This window comes from Pseudomonas sp. GL93, from assembly GCF_003408955.1.
GTDB lineage: Bacteria > Pseudomonadota > Gammaproteobacteria > Pseudomonadales > Pseudomonadaceae > Aquipseudomonas > Aquipseudomonas paracarnis.
Genome location: NZ_NKRF01000090.1, coordinates 1 through 22121, shown reverse-complemented (window position 1 = coordinate 22121; position 22121 = coordinate 1). Strand labels below are relative to the sequence as shown.

Genomic DNA, 22121 nt, shown 5'->3' with positions numbered 1-22121 from the left:
GCCGAACCCTGGGGGTGGGATATCTCAGTTGTCGTACCCCAGGTTCGGCGCCAGCCAACGTTCGGTTACGCTCAGGTCCTGGCTTTTGCGAGCGGTGTAGCTGGCGACCTGGTCCTTGTCGACCTTGCCCACGGCGAAGTACTGCGCTTGCGGGTGGGCAAAGTACCAGCCGCTGACCGCCGCAGCCGGGAACATCGCATAGTGTTCGGTGAGGAACACACCGCTACGCCCGGCATGCATTTCGCGGGCTTCGGGGTCCAGCAGTTGAAACAGCTGGGCCTTTTCGGTGTGGTCCGGGCACGCCGGGTAGCCGGGGGCGGGGCGGATGCCGCTGTATTGCTCTTTGATCAACGCCTCGTTGTCCAGTTGCTCGTCCTTGGCGTAACCCCAGTGTTCTTTGCGCACTTGCTGGTGCAGCCATTCGGCGCAGGCTTCGGCGAGGCGGTCGGCGAGGGCCTTGACCATGATCGAGTTGTAGTCGTCGCCGGCATCTTGATACGCCTTGGCGACTTCTTCGGCGCCGATGCCGGCGGTGGTGATAAAACCACCGATGTAGTCGGTCACGCCGCTGTCTTTTGGCGCCACGAAGTCAGCCAGGGAGAAGTTGGGCTTGCCGTCGGTCTTGATGATCTGCTGGCGCAGGTGATGCAGCTTGGCAATCGGCTGGCCGTCGTCACCGTAGACTTCCAAGTCGTCGTCCTGCACCTGGTTGGTCGGCCAGAAACCGAACACTGCGCGGGCGCTGATGAGTTTTTCGTCGATCAGTTTCCTGAGCATTTCCTGGGCATCGGCATACAGCGCAGTGGCGGCTTCACCCACTACTTCGTCGGTGAGGATGCGCGGGAACTTGCCGGCCAAATCCCAGGAGATGAAGAACGGCGTCCAGTCGATGTATTCGGCCAGCACCTTGAGGTCGATATTGTCCAGCACCTTGGCACCGGTAAAGGTCGGGACCACCGGCGTGTAAGTAGCCCAGTCGAACTGCGGCTTCTTGGCGATGGCGGCCGGGTAGCTCAGGCGCTCGGTGCGCGCGCTGCGGTTGGAGGTGCGTTCGCGCACGTCGATGTATTCCAGGCGGGTCTTCTCGACAAAACCGGCCTTCAATTCCTTGGACAGCAACTGCGTCGCCACGCCCACCGCGCGCGAGGCGTCGGTGACGTAGATCACTGCGTCGTTGCTGTACTTGGGCTCGATCTTCACCGCCGTGTGCGCCTTGGAGGTGGTGGCGCCGCCGATCATCAAGGGCAGGTGGAAGTCCTGGCGCTGCATCTCGCGGGCCACGTGCACCATTTCGTCCAGGGACGGCGTGATCAGCCCGGACAGGCCGATGATGTCGCACTTCTGCTCCTTGGCCCCCTGCAGGATCTTCTCCGCCGGTACCATCACGCCCAGGTCGACGATGTCATAGCCGTTGCAACCCAGCACCACGCCGACAATGTTCTTGCCGATGTCATGCACGTCGCCCTTGACCGTGGCCATCAGGATCTTGCCCTTGGCTTCGGGCTTATCGCCTTTTTCCAGCTCGATGAACGGGATCAAGTGCGCCACCGCCTGCTTCATCACGCGGGCGGATTTCACCACCTGGGGCAGGAACATCTTACCGGCGCCAAACAGGTCGCCGACGATGTTCATACCCGACATCAGTGGGCCTTCGATCACTTCGATCGGGCGCGCAAACGATAGGCGCGATTCCTCGGTGTCTTCGACAATGTGCGTGGTGATGCCCTTGACCAGCGCATGCTCCAGGCGCTTGTTGACCTCCCAGCCACGCCATTCCTCGGTCTCGGCTTCCTTGACGCTGCCGTCGCCCTTGTACTTGTCGGCAATGGCGAGCAGGGCGTCGGTGCCTTCCGGCGTGCGGTTGAGTACCACGTCTTCCACCGCATCGCGCAGTTCGGCCGGGATCTGGTCGTAAATCTCCAGCTGGCCGGCGTTGACGATACCCATGGTCAGTCCGCTGCGGATCGCATACAGCAGGAACACCGAGTGGATCGCCTCGCGCACCGGGTTGTTGCCGCGGAACGAGAACGACACGTTGGACACGCCACCGGAGGTCAGCGCGTAGGGCAGTTCGTCGCGGATATAGGCACAGGCATTGATAAAGTCGACGGCGTAGTTGTTGTGCTCTTCGATACCGGTGGCGACCGCGAAGATGTTCGGGTCGAAGATGATGTCTTCCGGCGGGAAGCCGACTTCATCGACCAGGATGTCGTAGGAGCGTTTACAGATTTCTTTCTTGCGCGCTTCGGTATCGGCCTGGCCGGCTTCGTCGAACGCCATCACCACCACAGCCGCGCCGTAGCGCTTGCACAGCTTGGCGTGATGAATGAACTGCTCCACGCCTTCTTTCATGCTGATGGAGTTGACGATGCCCTTGCCCTGGATGCACTTGAGGCCCGCTTCGATCACCTCCCACTTGGAGGAGTCGATCATGATGGGTACGCGGGAGATGTCCGGTTCGCCGGCGATCAGGTTGAGGAAGGTCACCATGGCCTTCTTCGAATCCAGCATGCCCTCGTCCATGTTGATGTCGATCACCTGGGCGCCGGCTTCCACCTGCTGCAGGGCAACTTCAAGGGCTTCGGTGTAGTTGTCTTCGCGGATCAGGCGGGCGAACTTCGCCGAGCCGGTGATGTTGGTGCGCTCGCCGACGTTGACGAACAACGAGCTGCGATCGATGGTGAACGGCTCGAGGCCCGACAGGCGGCAGGCCTTGGGAATGTCCGGGATCGGGCGCGGCGCATACCCGGCCACGGCCTTGGCGATGGCTTCGATATGCCCCGGCGTAGTGCCGCAGCAACCGCCGACGATGTTCAGGAAGCCACTTTGGGCGAACTCTTCGATGACCTTGGCGGTTTCTGACGGCAGTTCATCGTACTCGCCGAACTCATTGGGCAGGCCAGCGTTCGGGTGCGCCGACACATGGGTGTTGGCCTTGTTCGACAACTCTTCCAGGTAGGGGCGCAGTTCACTGGCGCCGAGGGCACAGTTCAAACCGACCGAGATCGGCTTGGCGTGGGCCACGGAGTTCCAGAACGCTTCAGTGGTCTGGCCCGACAGGGTACGGCCGGACGCGTCGGTGATGGTGCCGGAAATCATGATCGGCAGTTCGATACCCAGGGCTTCGAACACGCCCTGCACGGCAAAGATCGCGGCCTTGGCGTTGAGGGTGTCGAAGATGGTTTCGATCAGGATCAGGTCGGCGCCGCCTTCGATCAGGCCCTGGGTGGCCTCGGTGTAGTTTTCCACCAGTTCATCGAAGGTCACGTTGCGGTAGCCGGGGTTATTCACGTCCGGTGACAGCGAGCAGGTGCGGCTGGTCGGGCCCAGCACGCCGGCCACGAAGCGCGGCTTGGCCGGGTTTTCGTGGGTCTTGGCGTCGGCGACTTTGCGCGCCAGGCGCGCGCCTTCCACGTTCAGTTCATAGGCCAGCTCTTCCATGCCGTAGTCGGCCATGGAGATGCGCGTGGCGTTGAAGGTGTTGGTTTCCAGAATATCGGCGCCAGCGTCCAGGTACGCCTTCTCGATGCCGCCAATCACGTCGGGGCGGGTGAGCACCAGCAGGTCGTTGTTGCCCTTGACGTCGCTCGGCCAATCGGCGAAGCGTTTGCCACGGTAGTCCTGCTCCTCGAGCTTATAGCTCTGGATCATCGTGCCCATGCCACCGTCCAGGATCAGGATACGTTCCTTGAGGGCGTGGTGAAGGGCTTGCAGACGAACGCTTCGGTCGGACATGGGACTACTCTGGTCAGGCATTTCGGAGGGCGTGAATCATAACAAACCTGCGGGCTGTTGTAGCATGTTGAGCTTTTGCATGAATATCGCTCATGTTGCAGGGGTGCATGGCCCGGTAGAATCACGCCACTTCAAACACCGCACGCCTTGAATCGGGACCGGATACATGTCACTTCGTTTAATCGTCAGCGCCGTCCTGGCCTTGATAGCCAGCAGCGCTCAGGCGGAAGGTCCCGCTTCGGCGATTTCCTACACCCGCGACATCCAACCGATCTTTACGCAAAAGTGCGTGGCCTGCCATGCCTGCTATGACTCCGCGTGCCAGCTCAACCTAGGCAGCGCCGAGGGCGCAGCGCGGGGCGCAAGCAAGATGCCGGTGTATGACGGTGAGCGCAGCCAGGCCACGCCAACCACCCGTTTGTTTTATGACGCATTCGGTAAGCAGGCGTGGCAGCAGAAGGGCTTCTATTCGGTGCTGGACGCCCAGGGCAGCCAGGCTGCGCTGATGGCGCGCATGCTGGAGCTGGGGCACAACGCACCGCTGGCGCCCAATGCCAAGCTGCCCGACAACATTGTACTGGGGCTCAACCGCGAAAATATGTGCGCAATGCCCGGCGAGTTCAGTGCCTATGCCGGCGCTCACCCCAAGGAAGGCATGCCGCTGGCGGTTACCGGCCTGACCGACCAGCAATACCAGACTTTGCAACGCTGGCTGGCCTCCGGCGCGCCGATTGACGAGCAGGGCCTGGCGCCGAGCGCCAGGGAAGCGTTGCAAGTGCAACAGTGGGAAAACCTGTTCAACCAGCCGGGCGCCCGTGAAAGCCTGGTGGCGCGCTGGCTGTTCGAGCATTTGTTCCTGGCGCATATCTATTTCGAGAACGGCGAGCCGGGGCATTACTTCCAGTGGGTGCGTTCGCGTACGCCTAGTGGCCAGCCGATTGACCTGATCGCCACCCGTCGCCCCAACGACGACCCAGGCACTCAGGTGTACTACCGCCTGTGGCCGGTGCAGGGTGTGATCGTGCATAAAACTCACATCACTTACCCCTTCAGCGCGGCGAAGATGGCGCGGATCAAGGCGTTGTTCTATGCCGGCAACTGGCAAGTCACGGCCTTGCCAGGCTATGGCCCCGGCAGCCGCGCCAACCCGTTCGCGACATTCGAGGCGATCCCGGCTAAAGCGCGCTACCAATTCATGCTCGATAACGCTGAGTACTTCGTGCGTACCTTCATTCGCGGGCCGGTGTGCCGTGGGCAGATCGCCACGGATGTGATCCGCGATAACTTCTGGACGCTGTTCCAGGACCCCGACCACGACCTGTACATCACCGATGCGCGTTATCGCGGCCAGGCCACGCCGTTGCTGGCCATGCCCGGGCAGAATGACGACGTGGGCAGTGTGCTGAGCCTGTGGCTGGCCTATCGCGACAAGCGCAACCAGTACGAAGCCTTGCGCCGTGACAACTATGCAGACTTGCCCGCGCCGAGCTGGCCGACGTTGTGGGCGGGCAATGACAATGCGTTGTTGAGCATTTTCCGTCATTTCGACAGCGCCTCGGTGACCAAGGGCCTGATTGGCGAGGTCCCGCAGACGATGTGGCTGTTCGACTACCCGCTGCTGGAACGCACCTATTACCAGTTGGCGGTGAATTTCGATGTGTTCGGCAACGTCTCGCACCAGGCCCAGACCCGCCTGTATTTCGACCTGATCCGCAATGGCGCCGAGCAGAACTTCCTGCGCCTGATGCCCGCCGACACCCGCGAAGACTTCATGGACGACTGGTACCAGAACAGCGGCAAGCTCAAGCTGTGGCTGGACTACGAGGCGATTGACGATGATAAGGCCAGTGGTTTGCACCTGAGCGAGAAAGACCCCAAGCGTGACTTCGCCAACCAGTTGCTGACCCGCTACGGCCATTTGAGCGCCAGCCCCGACCCGATCAACCGCTGCAGCGGCGCGTTCTGCTCCCGCGGCGGCATCGACCCGGCCTTGCAGGATGCCGAACAAGCGTTGAGCCGCCTGACCTCGCGCCCGGCCGCGGGGCTCAAGGTGATCGAGCAGTTGCCCGAAGCCACGATGCTGCGCATCGAAACCGCCAGCGGCAAGCGCGAGGTCTACAGCCTGCTGCGCAACCGTGCCCACAGTAACGTGGCGTTCCTGCTGGGTGAGGCGTATCGCTATCAGCCGGGCCTGGACACGGTGACCATTTACCCCGGCGTGCTCAGCAGCTACCCGAACTTCATGTTCAATATCCCGGCCCGGCAGGTGCCTGAGTTTGTCGCGCAGATGGAGCAGGCCAAGGACGCCAAAAGTTTCGAGAAAATCGTCGACCGCTGGGGTGTGCGCCGCAGTCACCCGTTGTTCTGGCAGTATTTCCACGACTTGTCGCAATACATCCATGAAACCACGCCGGTGGAAGAGGGCGTATTGGACATGAACCGCTACGAGAACTTATAACTAAGTGCATTGATCCGGTCATTTCTCCACGCGGGGGCTGAAGCAGTCGGATATCTACCTACGGACTGGAAAAGGTATGCCGATGTTGATTTCAGTGCAGTTGCTACGCGCGCTGGCGGCATGGCTTGTGGTGGGTCACCACGTCATGCAGCTGTTTTTTAACTTCGAGGCCCACAACGCCTTGGAGGACCTGTTGGTCGAAAAGGGCGCCGCCGGGGTGGACGTATTCTTCGTCATCAGCGGCTTGGTGATTTTCCTCGCGAGCGCCGACAAAGCGCTCACGCCTTGGCGCTTCATGCTGATGCGCGTGGCCAGGATTGCTCCGGCGTACTGGTTCTATACCCTGCTTTTGGCTGTGCTGGTCACGGCCATGCCCTGGATGTTTCCAGACGTTCAGCTAGAACGGGGTCATGTGCTCCTGTCGATGCTCTTTATCCCCGCGCAAAACCCGGCGGGCTACGGCGTGTATCCACTGCTGGATGTGGGCTGGACGCTGAATTTCGAGATGCTGTTCTACTGCCTGTTCGCTGTTGCGCTGCTGGTGCGTGAAGCCTATCGGCTGTGGGTGGTGGCGGCGCTGCTGTATCTGCTGTGCTATGTCATTGGCCCCGCCTTTGACTTGGCCGATGGGTTTTACCGTAATGACATTGTCCTGGAGTTTCTCATGGGCGTGGCGATCGGCATGCTCTACCGCCGCGGTCTGTGCCGGGCCAGGCCGTGGCTGGCGTTGCTGGGTGTCGTCGCGGCATTGGCGGCGATTTACCATGGCGCGGATGTACCCCGAGTATTGGAATGGGGCCTGCCCAGCGCCGTGTTGGTGATCAGTTGCGTGGCGCTGGAGCCTTACTTCCATGGTTCGCGCTTGATAAAGCTGCTGGGGGACTGCTCTTACTCGGTGTATCTGCTTCACGTACTGGTGCTGTGCGTTGGACGCTGGGCCATTGAGCACGGGGGGATAGACCCCTACACGCTTGTGCCGGTGTGCGTCGTTTTCATCGCGCTGGGTTCATTGGCCAGCTACCACTGGTTGGAGAAGGGCACCCATCGCAGGCTCAAGCACTGGTTTGGCCTTGATGAATCGGTACCCTTTTCCAAGCAACAGCATTAGGACTGGCGCTGTTGGTCTCAAGGCCTCATGTACTTCCAGTAGGCTTTCCCATAGTCCATCAGCAACTCGGTCCCGGCAGGGATATCCCGCCAAGCAACTAGAAACACCATGTATTTGCCTACATACAGGGCGCCGACATTTTCGATGCCAACGTCGGGCAGGTTGGGCACCTTGACCGCATTGATCAGGCTCAGCGTATTGCTGTTACCGTGGCCGCTGATAGTCGCGCCATGAGTGTGGGTTTGGAATAAATACGTGCCGACGGCCGTTTCACCTTTTTCCAGTATCTCGGTATTGATCGAGGCTTGATCCAGATGCAGCTTGCCGGTGTAAGGCCCAAGAACATCGAAGCGTTTTATATCGGTTCTGGCCACCACCGAAAGGCCTCGTTCCGGGCCGTCCGCCAATTTCTTGACCTCCAGCAGGCGATCAAGCCGGCGATGGTGGCTGCCCTCCTTGGCGATCCATTCACGAATGCTTTTGGTCGCAGCCTCCTTGACTTCGACATGCTGCAGGCCGGTGAACTCGTCAAAAAACTGGTTGGCGTCGCTGATCTCAATGTTTTGCAACGGACCTTCAAGTTCAAGGGTCAAGCTGCGTCTGACGTCGTTGGGGTCTTGCAGAATCGGCGCATTATTGTTGATTTTATGATCAAAAGACGCCGTGATCGAGGTGGATCGGTGCCGCGTGGGTGTGGCGTCGTCCTCCAGCCGCGGACGTTTTGAGCTGCCTGCAGTGGGCGGGGCGGGCCGTTTCCTGGCCACGGGCTCGTCCAGCGGGCTTCTTTGTCCGAACAGCCACCTTTCTCTACCGGCGCGGGTCATGCTGCCATTGTCATTGACGTAGTTGCTCCAGATAACCGGGTTGAGGTTGTTCTGCTCGACAAATGCGTGCATGGACACCCTTGAATTGGTGGCGTTGTAGTGCTTGTTCCACTCTTGCAGGTGTTTGGATTTCAGAGCGTTGAACTGCTCACCCCTGGCGTATTTGGCGAGTACTTTGCCTGCCGCTTTATAGGTGCCATCAGGGTTTACGTGGTCGGCAAAGGCCACCGGATCCAGGTTATGGTCGGCGGCGAAGCCTTCAAGGGTGAGGCTGTTGCGCTCGCGCTGGGACGTCTTGCTCCAGCGCTCGATGTGATCGTAGGTAACGCTGGTGCGGGCGGTTCCCGCACGGTCCAGCATCAGTTGGCCCCTGGGCGTCAGGGTGTTGCGGCTACTGACAAATTGCCGAAAGGCGCTGGGGTCCAGGTTGTAAGTGCTGACGAAGTTGTCCATGGTTTTTTTCAGGGCGTCTTCACTGACCTCGGTCCATTTCAACAGCACTGAGGGCGTTACCACGCTTGGGGCATCCGGCGCGCCGCCCGTGAGCTTGATCGGGTCTGAATACCAATGACCGGGCTCAACCGACGACAGCGTGATCGACAAATCCCGGTTGGTCTTTGGATTGACCAGTACGATCGAAAAGCTGTTGTCGGCGCCCGCGGCGGCCTCCTGAATGAACCCATAGGAGTTATCGCGCACCTGGTACACCGCGATTTTGCCCTTATCGTCGACATTACAGATGAACTTCTGGTTGTAGTCCGCTCGGGAGAAGAGACCGCGCGCGTCGGGCTTGAGGCCTCTGATCAGCTCAGGGTCAACCGCGTACTGACGGATCAACGGGCTGCTGTTGCTGATGACCGTGATCGGCTCTCTAAAGCGCGGCCCGAAGGCTGTATTGGAGGCGGTATCGATCAAGCGATAATCCGGCGCGTCGAGGCTACCGACGTTGCGCATCGGAACATTGGCCAAGCCGTCCACGGTAAACAGTTGATCGCCTGCCTGCAGCGGTTTCCAGCTGTCAGGGTCAACCGAGCGCATGTGCCTTGCGGCGATCGTCCCATCGCGCAGTTGGGCAATACCCCGTTTTGCCTGGCGCATCAGTTTGTGGCCCAGCTTGAGCAAACCAAAGCGTGCGAGCCTGAGCAGGCTGGGCAGGGCGGCCAGGGGGTTGAGTTCCTGGAGTGTGGCAATCACCAGTTTGCCGGTCAGTTTCGCGAGTTTAGGCAGCGCCAGGCGCAGCCCGGTCTTGCCTGCCTGGACAAGCAGGCGGGTAGAACCGGCCACATACCGCCCCACCGGCAACGCGAAAGCTACGATGTCAATGAACAGGCTGGCGACGCCTGATTTGATGCGTTGGGGGGCGCCGGAAGCGATGTCGTCGATACCGCCCCAAAGCGGGATAAAAATCTTGCCCCAGAACGCCAAGTCTTCGAGTACCTCAGCGGGGATGTCCACGTTCCGCGTGTTTTTACGGGTTTTTTCCAGGAGGGCTTGTTCATCGCAGAAAAACAGCTCACGGGCAATCATGCTCGCCAGGGTTTCACTGCGCGGCGCATACAGCGTGTTGGGCGCGAACGATTGGATACGCGGCCCAGCGTCGATGCCAGGCAGTGTCTCGCCGACTTGTTCAACGATCAACTCAGCTTTTTTGCCTGGCCTGGGCGCTTTGTTCTCGCGGTAAGCCTCGCGATCAAACGGCACTTCGGTGGCCAGCCTGTACTTGTCCCAGCTCATGGCGTCGCGTAGTTCTACCACTTTGCCGTTTAGCGGTAGGCTCTGCAGGTCTTTGCGTCGACGCAGTAGGCCGGCGAAGGGGAAGACCTCGACGTAGATGGGATGGAGGGGCGAGCGGGGCTTGACGATGCGCAGGATAAAACCTGTCCGGTAACGAACGGCATCGGTCTTGGCTTTGGTTTCATATTCGATGGGCACCTTGTTCAGGGCTTCTCTTAATGAATACACGGTGATCTCGTCCTGATCCACGTCCAGGGTCGCACTGCCCAGGTGCGCAAGCAGTGATTGGATTAAGGTCTTGTAGGCGTTTCTCGGCACCTCAAGGGCTTCGCGAAAGGCTTTGTCGTACTCCGTGTCCGAGGCAAAGCGCCAACGGCTGGGCAGGTTGAGTTTGAGGTTATGAACCGCGTTGAACATCTCATATTCATGCTGCTCCAGTGCGTTGACGGCCTGGGTGAGCTCATCCCGGGAGTGGCCCGACGCTCGGCTGGCAATCAGGCCGTTGGCTTGTGCCCATTGGACAGTAGGGGCCAGCCTGGCGGCAGCGACCAGCGCCTGCTGTTTGACGTCGCCCTCACTGACGCGAAAATGTTCCGCCGCCAGGTTAAGCAACTGCTCAAAGCTCATGTGCCGCGATGAGCCGGGTGCACACGCTTCGGCCAGGAGAAAGCCGCTTCTGAAGTTGACCCAGGTATTGGTGACAGCGTAGGGCAGGTCATCGGGAATATCGGCCACCCAGACCTCGCTGGCAACATTGGCCTTGAGGACGCACACCGCCAATTGTGCCGCGTCAGCGCTGATCGACAAGCTATGTTCATAGCGGCTGATCAAGGATTGGCGGATCGACGAATAAGACGCGCCAGACGCAATGAATAGCTTCAATTCGTTGTCAATCAGCGAGTCGGTGCTGGGAATGATCGTCAGCCACAATGCGCGCCACAGTAATTTCACCCGTACCGGGCCCGGGCAGATTTCCTCCTTTTGGCTGCCATACCAGTCCAAGGCCTTGGCGATCCGCTCGCCCAGCGCCAGGTTATCGGGGCTATTGAGCAATTGCTCAAGCAAGACGGTGGGGGTGGTGGCGAGCATGTCCTGCTGTGAGGCGGTAAATGTTTCGGGCAATACATGACGGAACAGCGATTGACGGGTGTGTGTTTCGATCTGGCGGATAACCTCCTTGATCTTCTGGTCGGCAGGCGCATCCATCAAATGCTGCAAGTCGCTGAGATTGCCTTCGTGTCCGAGTTTTTTCAGGGTGTGGTGTTCCTGCAAGCCAGCGAGAACCGCTTTCCACTGCTCGCGGGTTTTGGGGCGTGCGGGGATGATCGAGTAATACTTGAGTACCAGATCGAACCGCACCGAACCGTCTCTTTTGAGGCCGTTACCCACACGCCGGTTGATATCCAGCAACACGTCGGCGTCGATGTACCAATAGGTGGGCATATGGCGCAGGATCACCGAGTGATCGGCGATGCTGAACGTTTCGGCAGGGTCGGGTATCGGTGAGCGCGCGCTGCTGAACAGGGTGGAGAGCAAGTCATAAAGAAAGTCCCGGCCCAGAATGGAGTCATCAGGTTCGGGCTTTTCCCGCAGGAACTGCTGAAAGTTTTCATCGGCTTCCAGTTTCCCAAGGACCCGAAAGGCTTCCTTGCACTCGCGATGCAGTTCGCTGTTGTGCGGCGGGGAGTAGTAAACCTCGGCGGCGGATGCCGTCAGTGAGCTTTGTGCGGTCACGAAATCAATCAGATGGTCCAGATGCGCTTGCTGTTCTGGCAAGCTCTTGAAATAGAAACCCTGCAACGCGTTATTCATTCAATCCTCACAATCCGTAGTCGAAGAGGATTCACTCTATTGAGCCGGGCTTTGCGCGGGGGCTATATAGGTAGGCACAGGTTTTTGCACAAAGGGGGGCGGTGTAGCGGCGCCTTCGGTCAGCAGGCTCAGGTCTTTCCCGACAAAAATACTCGGGCTTTGTACCTGCGTAATAATTTGGCGTAAACTGCGGGCAAGCCTGTGAGGAGTTTCCATGACTGCCATAACCATTACCGACGCCGCCCACGATTACCTGGCTGACCTGCTGTCCAAGCAGAACACCCCAGGTATCGGCATCCGCGTCTTTATCACCCAGCCTGGCACCCAATACGCCGAGACGTGCATTGCCTACTGCAAGCCCGGCGAAGAGAAGCCTGAAGATACCGCCCTGGGGCTCAAAAGCTTCACCGCGTATATCGATGCCTTCAGCGAAGCCTTCCTGGACGACGCCGTGGTCGACTACGCCACCGACCGTATGGGCGGCCAGTTGACCATCAAGGCCCCCAACGCCAAGGTGCCGAACGTCAACGCCGACAGCCCGGTCAATGAGCGCATCAACTACTACCTGCAAACCGAGATCAACCCGGGGCTGGCCAGCCACGGCGGCCAGGTGAGCCTGATCGACGTAGTGGATGACGGTATCGCCGTGTTGAAGTTCGGCGGCGGTTGCCAGGGTTGTGGCCAGGCGGACGTGACCTTGCGCGAGGGTATTGAGCGCACGCTGCTGGAACGTATTCCTGAGCTCAAGGGTGTACGTGACGTCACTGACCACACGCAGAAAGAAAACGCCTACTACTGAGTAAGGTGTTCACTGCGAACATAAAAAAACGGCGCCCCGTGAGCGCCGTTTTTTATGCTTGAAATTCATAGCCTTGCGAAATATACCTAACAAATCAGATCAAGTGTGGGAGTTGCCTTGTCTTAACGCTGTAGTAGCGAGCTTGCTCGCGAAGAACGTCAACGATAACGCGCGCTTGCTGAATGAACGCGGCGCCTGGAAGTTTTTCGCGAGCAAGCTCGCTCCTACAAAAAGCCTTGAGGCAAGCCAGCTCCCACATTGTTGTGCGCATTGCTTCAGGGGCGGTAGAGGTGCGCATGCCCTGCGCGGTACAGCGACGACTCGCTGAAACTGTCACTGGACAACACCCGGCCCACCACAATCAACGCTGTCCGCCGAAACCCCTTCGCCACGACTTTCTCGGCAATGTCGCTCAGCGTACCGACCACCCAATCCTGATCCGGCCAGGTGGCACGGTGTACCACGGCAATCGGGCAGTCCGCGCCGTAATGCGGCAGCAGTTGCGCGACGATTTTTTCCAGATGATTGACCCCCAGATGAATCGCCATGGTGGTGCCATGCCGCGCCAGGCTGTCGAAGTCTTCGCCGGGGGGCATGCTGGTTTTATCGGCGTAACGGGTCAGGATCACGCTTTGGGCGATATCCGGCAGGGTCAGTTCGGTTTCCAGTAAGGCTGCGCACGCCGCCACCGCCGTGACCCCTGGAATGATCTGGAAGGGGATGCCCAGCTCACGCAAATGGCGGATTTGTTCACCAATCGCCCCATACAGGCTGGGATCGCCGGAGTGCACCCGCGCCACATCCTGGCCTTTAGCATGGGCCGTCGTGATCAGCTCGATGATCTGTTCCAAGTGCAGCTCGGCGCTGTTGACCACCTGGAGCGCCTGATGACCTTCCAGTACGGCGGCGGGCACCAGCGAGCCGGCGTAGATAATCACCGGGCAATGGCGGATCAGCCGCTGGCCCTTGACGGTGATCAATTCCGGGTCGCCGGGGCCGGCGCCAATAAAGTAGACGGTCATGGAGAAGTCCTGTTGAAAAACGCATGAGCATGAAGATTGCTCATGATCGAAAGCGGCAATTATCGGGATTTTAACCCGCGCAGGCCAATGCAAGGGTGGCCTGTACGCTTTTCTGGCGGGTGATCAGCAGGCGCGCGGGGCCATTGGACAGGTGCTCGGCCAGGGCCAGGGCGGCGCTTTCTGCCACGCCGTAACAGCCGGTGTGGGCAAAAGCCAGCGCTGAGCGATGGCTCAGCCGATGTTCATAGCCCGCCAGTTGCTCGGCGCTGAAGCACTGCAAAGGCCGGTTCAACCGCTGGGCCAGCGCCAGCAGCCCCGGTTCATTGCGTTTGCGGTCAATGCTCGCCAACGCGGTCACGCGTGAGGGATCAATGCCGGCCTCGGCCAGGGCGCTGTCCAGCAACGCCAGCAGGCTGTGAGCCTCACAGCCACGCTGGCAGCCCAAGCCGACAACCACGATCATGCCGAGTATTGGTCGTCGCGGTTGCGGCGGAACAACCAGGCACTGATCAGGCCCAGGGCCAGCCAGAAAGCGACGTTGGTCAATTGCGAGGCGATCTTGAACTGCGCTTCGAGCGCCTCCGGGGCCAGCATCGAATGTACCTCAGGTTGCGGCGCGCCGATGAAGTGGGGCACGGCAAGAATCGCCAGCCCAAGGCCTTTCAACAGCCAGTTGCGGCCGAACACGATCAGCGCCAGGCCGGCGGCGGTGGAGGCTGCGGTGCCGATCCACCAGGTCTGGCGCAGTGTCAGGTCAGCCGCCGCAGTGCCCGGCAGTTCCGGTGGCAGGCCCAGGGTGGGTGCCAGTACAAAGGTCGCGTAGCCGGCCAGGCCCCAGAGCAGGCCTTGGGCGGTGCGGGTCGGCGCGCGCAGCGTGTAGAGGCCGGCGAGCATCAGTGCAAAGCCTACGGCCACCACCAGGTTGCCTCCAGTGGTAGACAACACACGCTGCCAGCCATCTTCCGGCTCCCAGGCTTGGGCATCGTGGCTGTGGGCAGCAACGCCTGCGGCGTGCTCGTGCACCACTTCAGCGGCTGGCGGGGCTTTTTCAAAGCTTTCTGCCTGCAGAATCAGCGGTGCCACCCAGAAACTTTGCAGCAGGGTCAGCAGCAAGGCAGCCAAAAGCCCAGTGAACCCTGCGGTTTGCGCAATACGCTTGATCATGTCGGCAGCTCTCAATGGCACGGGAACGCGGCGCTGTGGCGGGTATCGTGGGCGGCGTTGTGCACCGCCTCGATGTGCGAGAACCCGGCGAAATACACCAGGCACGCGCCGAGGATCGACGCACCGATGGCGGCGGTCAGGCGTTGGCTGAGGGTGGCGGTGCTAGTGGCGGTGTGCGAAGTGCTGCTGATGATCGACATGGCACGTCCCTTTCAGGTGTCAGGGTGAAACGAGCGCATGAAAACCCCACGCGCCAGGCACGCAGGGTTCGAACAGCGCCCGCCCACCGCGGGTTTGTTATCTGAATTTTTCGGGCCGGTCTCCGGGCTTGCGAGGGGCGACTCTGGATAGAGTCCTCCTGAAAGCATCGCCTTCCCATGCAAAAGCACAGTGGCCATGACGCTTCGCTCGCTTACCGTTGCGGGGGCAGCACCGGACTGGTCATAGGTCTATGACGCACCGGTTTCCCGTTTCACCCTGTGAAGGGCACCCGAAACAAGAGGTGTAGGAGAGCATGGGCCGGGGACGGTAGTCAAATGCCGCAAGCCCCTGTAGCCTTGCACCCTCGAGGTTCTTCGGCCCAGGCCGAAGCTAAGAAGGGAACGCGGTTCAAGCCGCGGCTGCCCCCGCAACTGTGAAGGGTTCAGTTGACTGCCACGCCACTGCCGATAGGGCGGGAAGGCGCAGTCAGCGTTGGTCGCAAGACCTGCACACCCCAAGCCAGGAGACCTGCCTCGCCACTGATTTTCCACTTCAACCGGGCGGGGTGATCCGGTGACGAAATCCGCTGCTGCGCGCTGTCGCAGGGCCTGTCGTCCCGTATGCCCGCCCCAAAGGGCATCCGATGAAAACACTGGCCAAACTTCCCGTCACCATCGTTACCGGCTTCCTTGGCTCGGGCAAAACCACGCTGTTGCGCCATATGCTCGACAACGCCCAGGGCCGTCGCATTGCGGTGATCGTCAACGAGTTCGGCGAGCTGGGCATCGACGGTGAAATCCTCAAGCAGTGTTCTATCGGTTGCACCGAAGAAGAAGCCAATGGCCGCGTCTACGAGCTGGCCAACGGTTGCCTGTGCTGCACCGTGCAGGAAGAGTTCTTCCCGGTGATGCGCGAACTGGTCGCCCGTCGCGGTGACCTGGACCATATCCTCATCGAAACCTCGGGCCTGGCCCTGCCCAAGCCGTTGGTGCAAGCCTTCCAGTGGCCGGAAATCCGCAGCGCCTGCACCGTTGATGCGGTGATCACCGTGGTCGACAGCCCAGCCGTGGCCGCCGGCACCTTTGCCGCCTTCCCGGACCAGGTCGACGCCCAGCGCAAGCTTGACCCGAACCTGGACCACGAGTCACCGTTGCATGAGCTGTTCGCCGACCAACTGGCCAGCGCCGACCTGGTGATCCTCAACAAAACCGACCTGATCAGCGCCGAAGACCTGGCCCGCGTGCGCCTGGAAGTCGCCGAAGAACTGCCGCCCGCGGTGAAGATCATCGAAGCCAGCAGCGGTCGCCTGCCCCTGGACGTGCTGATCGGGCTGGGCGCCGGTTCCGAGGAACATATCGACGGGCGTCACAGCCATCACGACCATCACCACGAAGGTGAAGACGACCACGACCACGATGCCTTCGACTCCATCTCCATCGACTTACCCCAAGCCGATGAAGCACTGCTGCTCGACGCCCTGACCCAATTGGTGGTGCAGCACGGCATCCTGCGTGTGAAAGGTTTCGCGGCGATCCCCAACAAACCGATGCGCCTGCTGATCCAGGGCGTGGGCACGCGCTTTGACAAGCACTTCGACCGTGCCTGGGGCGCTGACGAAGCACGCACCACGCGCCTGGTGCTGATCGGCCAGGAACTGGACGCCGCCGGCCTCGAAGCGCAATTGCGCGCCGCCCTCAGCGTTTAACCATGCACCTGCTCAGGACCCAACCCGGTGGTTTCGTCGCGGACGACAATATTGCCGATCTTGGCCAGACCCCCGCTGAACTGGTGATCCTGTGCAGCGGTGATTCCAGCCTGGCGCTGCTCGCCGAAGCCGCCCAGCAATTGCCCGAGGATTACCCCAGCCTGCGCCTGGCCAACCCGATGCAGGTGCAGAACCATGCCTCGGTCGACTTGTACGTCGATGAGGTGTTGCGCCACGCCAAGGTCATCCTGCTGTCATTGCACGGCGGCATCGGGTATTGGCGCTACGGCATCGAGCGCCTGGTGGAGTTGGCCGAGCGCGGCGTCACCCTGATCCTGGTGCCGGGTGACGACCGCCCGGACCCGGAGCTCAGCGGCCTGAGCACCGTTGCTGCCGAACACCGCGAGCGCCTGTGGCACTTCCTGCGCCAAGGTGGCCTGGGCAATGCCCTGGATTTTTACCACTGCCTGGCCAGTGCCCACCTGGGCCGTGACTATCCCTGGGCCGAGCCGCAAACATTGCCGCGCACGGCGATCTATCACCCGCACAACGCCAATGCTCGTCTCAATGACTGGCAGGCCGATTGGCATGCCGATTGGCCTGTGGCCGCGGTGCTGTTCTACCGCTCGCATTTGCAGGCGGCCAATACCGGTTTTATCGATGTGTTCTGCCAGCGCTTACAGGCGGCGGGCCTCAACCCGTTGCCTATCGCGGTGGCCAGTTTGAAAGAGCCCGGCTGCCTCACGGTGGTCGAGGACCTGCTGGATGACGTGCAAGCCGCGGTAATTCTGAACACCACCGGCTTTGCCCAATCGAGCCCGGAAGCGCCGCATTTGCGCCCGTTTCGCCGCAATATCCCGGTGATCCAGGCGATCTGCGCCCAGGACAACCAACCCGGCTGGCAGGCCAGCGAACAAGGCCTGGGGCCCCGCGACCTGGCGATGCATATTGCCTTGCCGGAGCTGGACGGGCGCATCATCAGCCGGCCCATCAGTTTCCAGGACCTGGCCTGGCGCAGCGAGCGCAGCCAATCGGACGTGGTGTGCTACCGCGCAGCGCCCGAACGCATGGATTTTGTCGCTGAGCTGGCACGCCGTTGGGTCGAGTTGGCGCGGGTGCCGAATGCCCAGAAACGGATTGCGTTGATCCTGGCCAACTACCCGACCCGCGACGGTCGTATCGGCAACGGCGTGGGCCTGGACACCCCGGCGGCGGCGCTGAATATCCTGCGCGCCTTGCAAACTGAAGGCTACCCGGTGGCGGAGCGGCTGCCCGACAGCGGCACCGCGCTGATCCATGAACTGCTCGGCGGCGTCACCAACGACCCCGACAGCCTCGACCTGCGCCCCTGCCATCAAAGCCTGAGCCTTGTGGAATACCAGGCGATGTTTGATCGTTTGCCGGCGTCCAATCGCCAGGCCGTGCTGGAGCGTTGGGGCGCGCCGCAAAACGATCCGATGTGCCGCGATGGCCGCATGATGATCGCCGGCCTGCGCCTGGGCCTGACCTTCGTCGGCATCCAGCCGGCCCGGGGTTACCAGGTGGATGCCAGCGCCGTGTACCACGACCCGGACCTGGTACCGCCCCATGGCTACCTGGCGTTCTATTTCTGGCTGCGCCATACCTACGGCGCCCACGGCGTGATCCATGTGGGCAAGCATGGCAACTTGGAGTGGCTACCCGGCAAAGGCGTGGGCCTGTCGGAGCACTGCTGGCCGGATGCATTGCTGGGGCCGCTGCCGAATATCTACCCGTTTATCGTCAACGACCCGGGTGAGGGCGCCCAGGCCAAGCGGCGCACCCAGGCGGTGATCATCGACCACCTGATGCCACCGCTGACCCGCGCCGAAACCTACGGCCCGCTGCGTGACCTTGAATTGTTGGCCGACGAATATTACGAGGCGCAATTGCTCGACCCGCGCCGTGCGCTGGAGCTGCAAAAAGACATCCTCAAGCTGGTGCGCGAAACCCGTATCGACCAGGAGCTTGAACTGGGCAGTGAGGCGGACGCGGCGGTGTGGCTGCCGCGCCTGGATACCTACCTGTGCGACTTGAAGGAATCGCAGATCCGCGATGGCCTGCATATCTTTGGCGAGTCGCCCGAGGGCCGCTTGCGTATCGACACCTTGCTGGCGCTATTGCGCATTCCCCGCGGCGATGGCCGGGGCCCGCAGTCGAGCCTGCTGCGAGTGTTGGCCAAGGCATTCGACCTGGGGTTTGATCCGCTCGATTGCGCATTGGCCGAGCCCTGGACGGGGCGGCGCCCGTTGGTGTTGCAGAAGATTGACGATCAGCTGTGGCGTACGGCCGGGGATACCCGCGAACGTCTGGAGTTGTACGCGGCGCGCTTGATCGAGCAGGCATTGGAAGGCCCCATCGAACAGTTGGAAGAGCCCGGCTGGCAGGAGGTGAAGTCGGTGATCGAAAGCCTGCGCATTGTCGTCGCGCCACGCCTGGATGCCTGCGGCCCCGCAGAGATGCGTGGCTTGCTCGATGCCTTGAGTGGGCGTTTTGTCCCGGCGGGGCCCAGCGGTGCGCCGAGTCGCGGGCGGCTGGATGTGCTGCCCACGGGGCGTAACTTCTTTACCGTGGACGTACGCAACCTGCCGACCACCACGGCCTGGCGCCTCGGTTTCCAGTCGGCCAACCTGATTCTTGAGCGGCACCTGCAAGACCACGGCGACCACCTGCGTCAGCTCGGCCTGTCGGTGTGGGGCACTGCCACCATGCGCACCGGCGGGGACGATATCGCCCAGGCCATGGCACTGATGGGCGTGCGCCCGGTGTGGGCCACCGGCAGTCAGCGGGTGGACGATTTTGAAATATTGCCGATCAGCTTGCTGGACCGCCCGCGTGTGGACGTGACCTTGCGCGTGTCCGGGTTCTTCCGCGATGCGTTTGCCAACCTGATCCGCCTGTTCGATGCGGCGGTACAGGCGGTGGCGGCCCTGGATGAACCCGACGACATGAACCCGCTGGCCGCCAAAGTGCGCAGTGAACGCCAAGCATTGCTTGAGTCGGGCCTGGATGAAGGTGCTGCGGCCAAGCAGGCCGGCTGGCGCATTTTTGGTGCCAAGCCGGGTGCCTATGGCGCAGGCGTGCAGGGCGCGATTGACGGGCGCCTATGGCAGAGCCGCGAGGACTTGGCCGAGGTCTACCTGAACTGGGGTGGTTATGCCTACGGTGGCGCTGACGAAGGCACTGCGGCCCGCGAGCAATTTGCCCAGCGGTTGAGTCAGGTGCAGGCGGTGTTGCAGAACCAGGACAATCGCGAGCACGACTTGCTCGACTCCAACGACTACTACCAATTCCAGGGCGGCATGCTGGCCGCCGTGGAAACCCTGAGCGGCGAAAAGGCCGCCAGCTACCATGGCGACCACAGCCAGCCGGATTTGCCGAAAATTCGCACCTTGAAGGAAGAGCTCAACCGGGTGATCCGTTCCCGCGCGGCCAACCCCAAGTGGATCGAAGGCGTGAAGCGCCATGGCTATAAAGGCGCGTTTGAAATGGCTGCGACCGTGGACAACCTGTTCGCCTTCGACGCCACCACTGCGCTGATTGACGATCACCAATACGCCTTGCTCGCCGATGCCTACCTGCTGGACCCTGACACCCGTGCCTTTGTGCAACAGCACAACCCCGATGCCCTGCGCGACATGACCGAGCGCATGCTCGAAGCCCAGCAACGTGGCTTGTGGCAGGCACCGGGGGCGTACCGCGAAGCCTTGGAAAACCTGTTGCTGGACATAGAAGAAGACAGCTGATGACTGAAACCCCCCATTTTCCGCTGTCCGCCGTGGTCGGCGCCGATGACTTGAAACTGGCACTGTGCCTGGCCGCCATCGACCCGAAGATCGGCGGCGTGCTGATCGAAGGGCCACGGGGCATGGCCAAGTCCACCCTGGCCCGTGGGCTGGCAGACCTGTTGGCCAGCGGGCAGTTTGTCACCTTGCCCCTGGGCGCGACCGAAGAGCGACTGGTCGGTACCTTGGACCTGGACGCCGCGCTGGGCGAAGGCCGGGCGCAATTCTCCCCCGGCGTGTTGGCCAAGGCCGACGGCGGCGTGTTGTACGTGGATGAAGTCAACCTGTTGGCGGACCACTTGGTAGACCTGCTGCTGGACGTAGCCGCCAGCGGCACCAACCTGATCGAACGCGATGGGATTTCCCATCGCCATGCGGCGCGCTTTGTGCTGATCGGCACCATGAACCCGGAGGAGGGCGAGCTGCGCCCGCAGTTGCTCGACCGCTTCGGCTTCAACGTGGCCTTGAGTGGGCAGACTCTGCCCGCCGAGCGCGGGCAGATCATCCGTCGTCGGCTGGATTTCGACACTGACCCGGCGGCGTTCTGCGCGCAGTGGGCGCCAGCGCAAGCCGCCTTGCGCGAACGCTGCACCCAGGCGCGGGCACGGCTCGACAGCATCGCCCTGGATGACCAGACGTTGGCCCGCATCACCGAGCGCTGCTTTGCTGCCGGGGTCGACGGCTTGCGTGCTGACCTGGTCTGGTTGCGAGGCGCCCGTGCCCATGCGGCGTGGCGTGGCGCCGTAGCTATCGAGCAGGACGATATCGACGCGGTGGCGGAGTTCGCCTTGCGCCATCGACGTCAGCAGCAGACCCCGGCAGGTGCGCCGCCCCAGCCGAATGACGGGCCGTCATCGTCACCCTCTGACACCTCGCCCGGCCAAGGCCAGTGGGGCGATATGCCCGCACCCGCCTTGCCCACGGGCGCACGCCGCGATGTACCCACCTGGCCAAAAAAGCCCTAGGCATCCGCCCCCGATCTGACGCGGGGGCGGATGCCCGGCCCCAGGCGGGGCGGTTGAACACCGGCCGGCAGGGCAAGGCCCGCAGCGCACAGCGCGGGGCGATCAACTGGCCGGGCACGTTGCTGGGTGGGCGGCCGCAATGCCGTGCGGACCTGCTGTTCCACCTGCGTAGCCGGTCGGCTCCTGAACTGTGGTTGGTGATTGTCGATGCCTCGGCATCCACTCGGCGCCACCAGGCACTGACTGATGCCAAGGGGCTGCTGGCCCAGCTGTTTGACGATGCTTATCGCCAACGGGCGCGCATGGCGTTGTTGACGGCCAGCGGGCAATCGCCGAAATGGCAGGTGCAAGGCCTGAAGGCAGCTAAAGGTTTGGGCGACTGGTTGGAGCCGTTGGGAGCGGGCGGGGGGACGCCGTTGCTGGCTGCGCTGACGGAGGCGGGGCATTGGTTGGCGGCACGGCGTAAGCGTTATCCCGCCGAGCAACAGAAGTTGCTGGTGGTGACCGATGGGCGGCTCAAGGCGATGGGCGCGCTGCCGCGCTTGGAGTGCCCAGGCATGTTGATTGACATCGAGCGCGGGCCGATCAGGTTGGGGCGGGCTGAGGAATTGGCGGTCGGATTGCAGTTGGCGTATCAGCATATCGATAAGCTGTAGCGCCTGGGCTATCGCTTTCGCAGGCAAGCCAGCTCCCACATTTTGGCCGCGCCGCCGATTCCAGGTGGCGGCTGGCTTGCCTGCGATGAGGCCCTCAATTACACCGCACACTCATCAGCCTATCCCCGGTACTTC

At 61.7% G+C, this 22121-nt stretch carries 13 protein-coding genes and 2 riboswitches; of the genes, 7 read left to right on the top strand and 6 right to left on the bottom strand.

Annotated elements, in window-relative coordinates:
• Positions 1-24: 24 nt before the first annotated feature.
• The gene (gene metH / locus CER19_RS20465) at positions 25-3735 is read right to left on the bottom strand and encodes a methionine synthase (protein ID WP_116667755.1); all 3711 of its coding nucleotides are present in this window, start codon (positions 3733-3735) and stop codon (positions 25-27) included.
• Positions 3736-3901: 166 nt separating this feature from the next.
• Between metH and CER19_RS20455 the strand changes: the two genes are divergently transcribed.
• Together CER19_RS20455 and CER19_RS20450 are read left to right on the top strand one after the other, a co-directional pair.
• Positions 3902-6193 (top strand): fatty acid cis/trans isomerase, encoded by a 2292-nt coding sequence (locus CER19_RS20455; RefSeq protein WP_116667753.1) that lies wholly within the window; start codon positions 3902-3904, stop codon positions 6191-6193.
• Between the two features lie 82 nt (positions 6194-6275).
• On the top strand, positions 6276-7301 hold the full coding sequence (locus CER19_RS20450; RefSeq protein ID WP_116667780.1) for an acyltransferase: 1026 nt from the start codon (positions 6276-6278) through the stop codon (positions 7299-7301).
• Positions 7302-7318: 17 nt separating this feature from the next.
• Here CER19_RS20450 and CER19_RS20445 read toward each other — a convergent pair whose 3' ends face one another.
• Positions 7319-11671, bottom strand: coding sequence for an SET domain-containing protein (locus tag CER19_RS20445; protein WP_116667752.1), 4353 nt, complete (start codon positions 11669-11671; stop codon positions 7319-7321).
• Positions 11672-11885: 214 nt separating this feature from the next.
• Between CER19_RS20445 and nfuA the strand changes: the two genes are divergently transcribed.
• Positions 11886-12470: a Fe-S biogenesis protein NfuA gene (nfuA, locus tag CER19_RS20440; RefSeq protein ID WP_003190728.1), complete on the top strand. Its 585-nt coding sequence runs from the start codon at positions 11886-11888 to the stop codon at positions 12468-12470.
• A 275-nt stretch (positions 12471-12745) separates the two neighbouring features.
• Here the strand turns inward: nfuA and cobM are convergent, their stop codons facing one another.
• The 4 genes from cobM to CER19_RS20415 form a co-directional block, all read right to left on the bottom strand.
• Positions 12746-13492 (bottom strand): precorrin-4 C(11)-methyltransferase, encoded by a 747-nt coding sequence (gene cobM, locus CER19_RS20430; RefSeq protein ID WP_116667750.1) that lies wholly within the window; start codon positions 13490-13492, stop codon positions 12746-12748.
• A 70-nt stretch (positions 13493-13562) separates the two neighbouring features.
• Positions 13563-13955, bottom strand: a complete 393-nt coding sequence (locus CER19_RS20425; RefSeq protein WP_116667749.1) for a cobalamin biosynthesis protein — start codon at positions 13953-13955, stop codon at positions 13563-13565.
• Positions 13952-14656 carry a CbtA family protein gene (locus CER19_RS20420; protein WP_116667748.1) on the bottom strand — a complete coding sequence of 235 codons (705 nt, stop codon included), beginning with the start codon at positions 14654-14656 and terminating at the stop codon, positions 13952-13954. Before CER19_RS20420 ends, CER19_RS20425 begins: the two co-directional genes overlap by 4 nt.
• A gap of 11 nt (positions 14657-14667) precedes the next feature.
• Positions 14668-14856, bottom strand: a complete 189-nt coding sequence (locus CER19_RS20415; protein WP_003190735.1) for a CbtB-domain containing protein — start codon at positions 14854-14856, stop codon at positions 14668-14670.
• Positions 14857-14951: 95 nt separating this feature from the next.
• Positions 14952-15165: riboswitch (cobalamin riboswitch) on the bottom strand.
• 42 nt (positions 15166-15207) lie between these two features.
• Positions 15208-15408: riboswitch (cobalamin riboswitch) on the top strand.
• A gap of 92 nt (positions 15409-15500) precedes the next feature.
• Here CER19_RS20415 and cobW point away from each other — a divergent pair.
• Genes cobW through CER19_RS20395 form a run of 4 tightly spaced genes read left to right on the top strand, consistent with a single transcriptional unit; the run spans position 15501 to position 21986 of the window.
• The gene (gene cobW, locus CER19_RS20410) at positions 15501-16562 is read left to right on the top strand and encodes a cobalamin biosynthesis protein CobW (RefSeq protein ID WP_047710668.1); all 1062 of its coding nucleotides are present in this window, start codon (positions 15501-15503) and stop codon (positions 16560-16562) included.
• A 2-nt stretch (positions 16563-16564) separates the two neighbouring features.
• Positions 16565-20326, top strand: a complete 3762-nt coding sequence (gene cobN, locus CER19_RS20405) for a cobaltochelatase subunit CobN (protein WP_116667747.1) — start codon at positions 16565-16567, stop codon at positions 20324-20326.
• The gene (locus CER19_RS20400) at positions 20326-21330 is read left to right on the top strand and encodes an ATP-binding protein (protein WP_116667746.1); all 1005 of its coding nucleotides are present in this window, start codon (positions 20326-20328) and stop codon (positions 21328-21330) included. Before cobN ends, CER19_RS20400 begins: the two co-directional genes overlap by 1 nt.
• Positions 21331-21383: 53 nt before the next feature.
• Positions 21384-21986, top strand: a complete 603-nt coding sequence (locus CER19_RS20395) for a VWA domain-containing protein (RefSeq protein WP_116667745.1) — start codon at positions 21384-21386, stop codon at positions 21984-21986.
• Positions 21987-22121 lie beyond the last annotated feature (135 nt).

Coding starts and splice junctions, on each gene's coding strand:
- metH (WP_116667755.1), bottom strand. CDS start 3,735: ATGTCCGACCGAAGCGTTCGTCTGCAAGCCCTTCACCACGCCCTCAAG.
- CER19_RS20455 (WP_116667753.1), top strand. CDS start 3,902: ATGTCACTTCGTTTAATCGTCAGCGCCGTCCTGGCCTTGATAGCCAGC.
- CER19_RS20450 (WP_116667780.1), top strand. CDS start 6,276: ATGTTGATTTCAGTGCAGTTGCTACGCGCGCTGGCGGCATGGCTTGTG.
- CER19_RS20445 (WP_116667752.1), bottom strand. CDS start 11,671: ATGAATAACGCGTTGCAGGGTTTCTATTTCAAGAGCTTGCCAGAACAG.
- nfuA (WP_003190728.1), top strand. CDS start 11,886: ATGACTGCCATAACCATTACCGACGCCGCCCACGATTACCTGGCTGAC.
- cobM (WP_116667750.1), bottom strand. CDS start 13,492: ATGACCGTCTACTTTATTGGCGCCGGCCCCGGCGACCCGGAATTGATC.
- CER19_RS20425 (WP_116667749.1), bottom strand. CDS start 13,955: ATGATCGTGGTTGTCGGCTTGGGCTGCCAGCGTGGCTGTGAGGCTCAC.
- CER19_RS20420 (WP_116667748.1), bottom strand. CDS start 14,656: ATGATCAAGCGTATTGCGCAAACCGCAGGGTTCACTGGGCTTTTGGCT.
- CER19_RS20415 (WP_003190735.1), bottom strand. CDS start 14,856: ATGTCGATCATCAGCAGCACTTCGCACACCGCCACTAGCACCGCCACC.
- cobW (WP_047710668.1), top strand. CDS start 15,501: ATGAAAACACTGGCCAAACTTCCCGTCACCATCGTTACCGGCTTCCTT.
- cobN (WP_116667747.1), top strand. CDS start 16,565: ATGCACCTGCTCAGGACCCAACCCGGTGGTTTCGTCGCGGACGACAAT.
- CER19_RS20400 (WP_116667746.1), top strand. CDS start 20,326: ATGACTGAAACCCCCCATTTTCCGCTGTCCGCCGTGGTCGGCGCCGAT.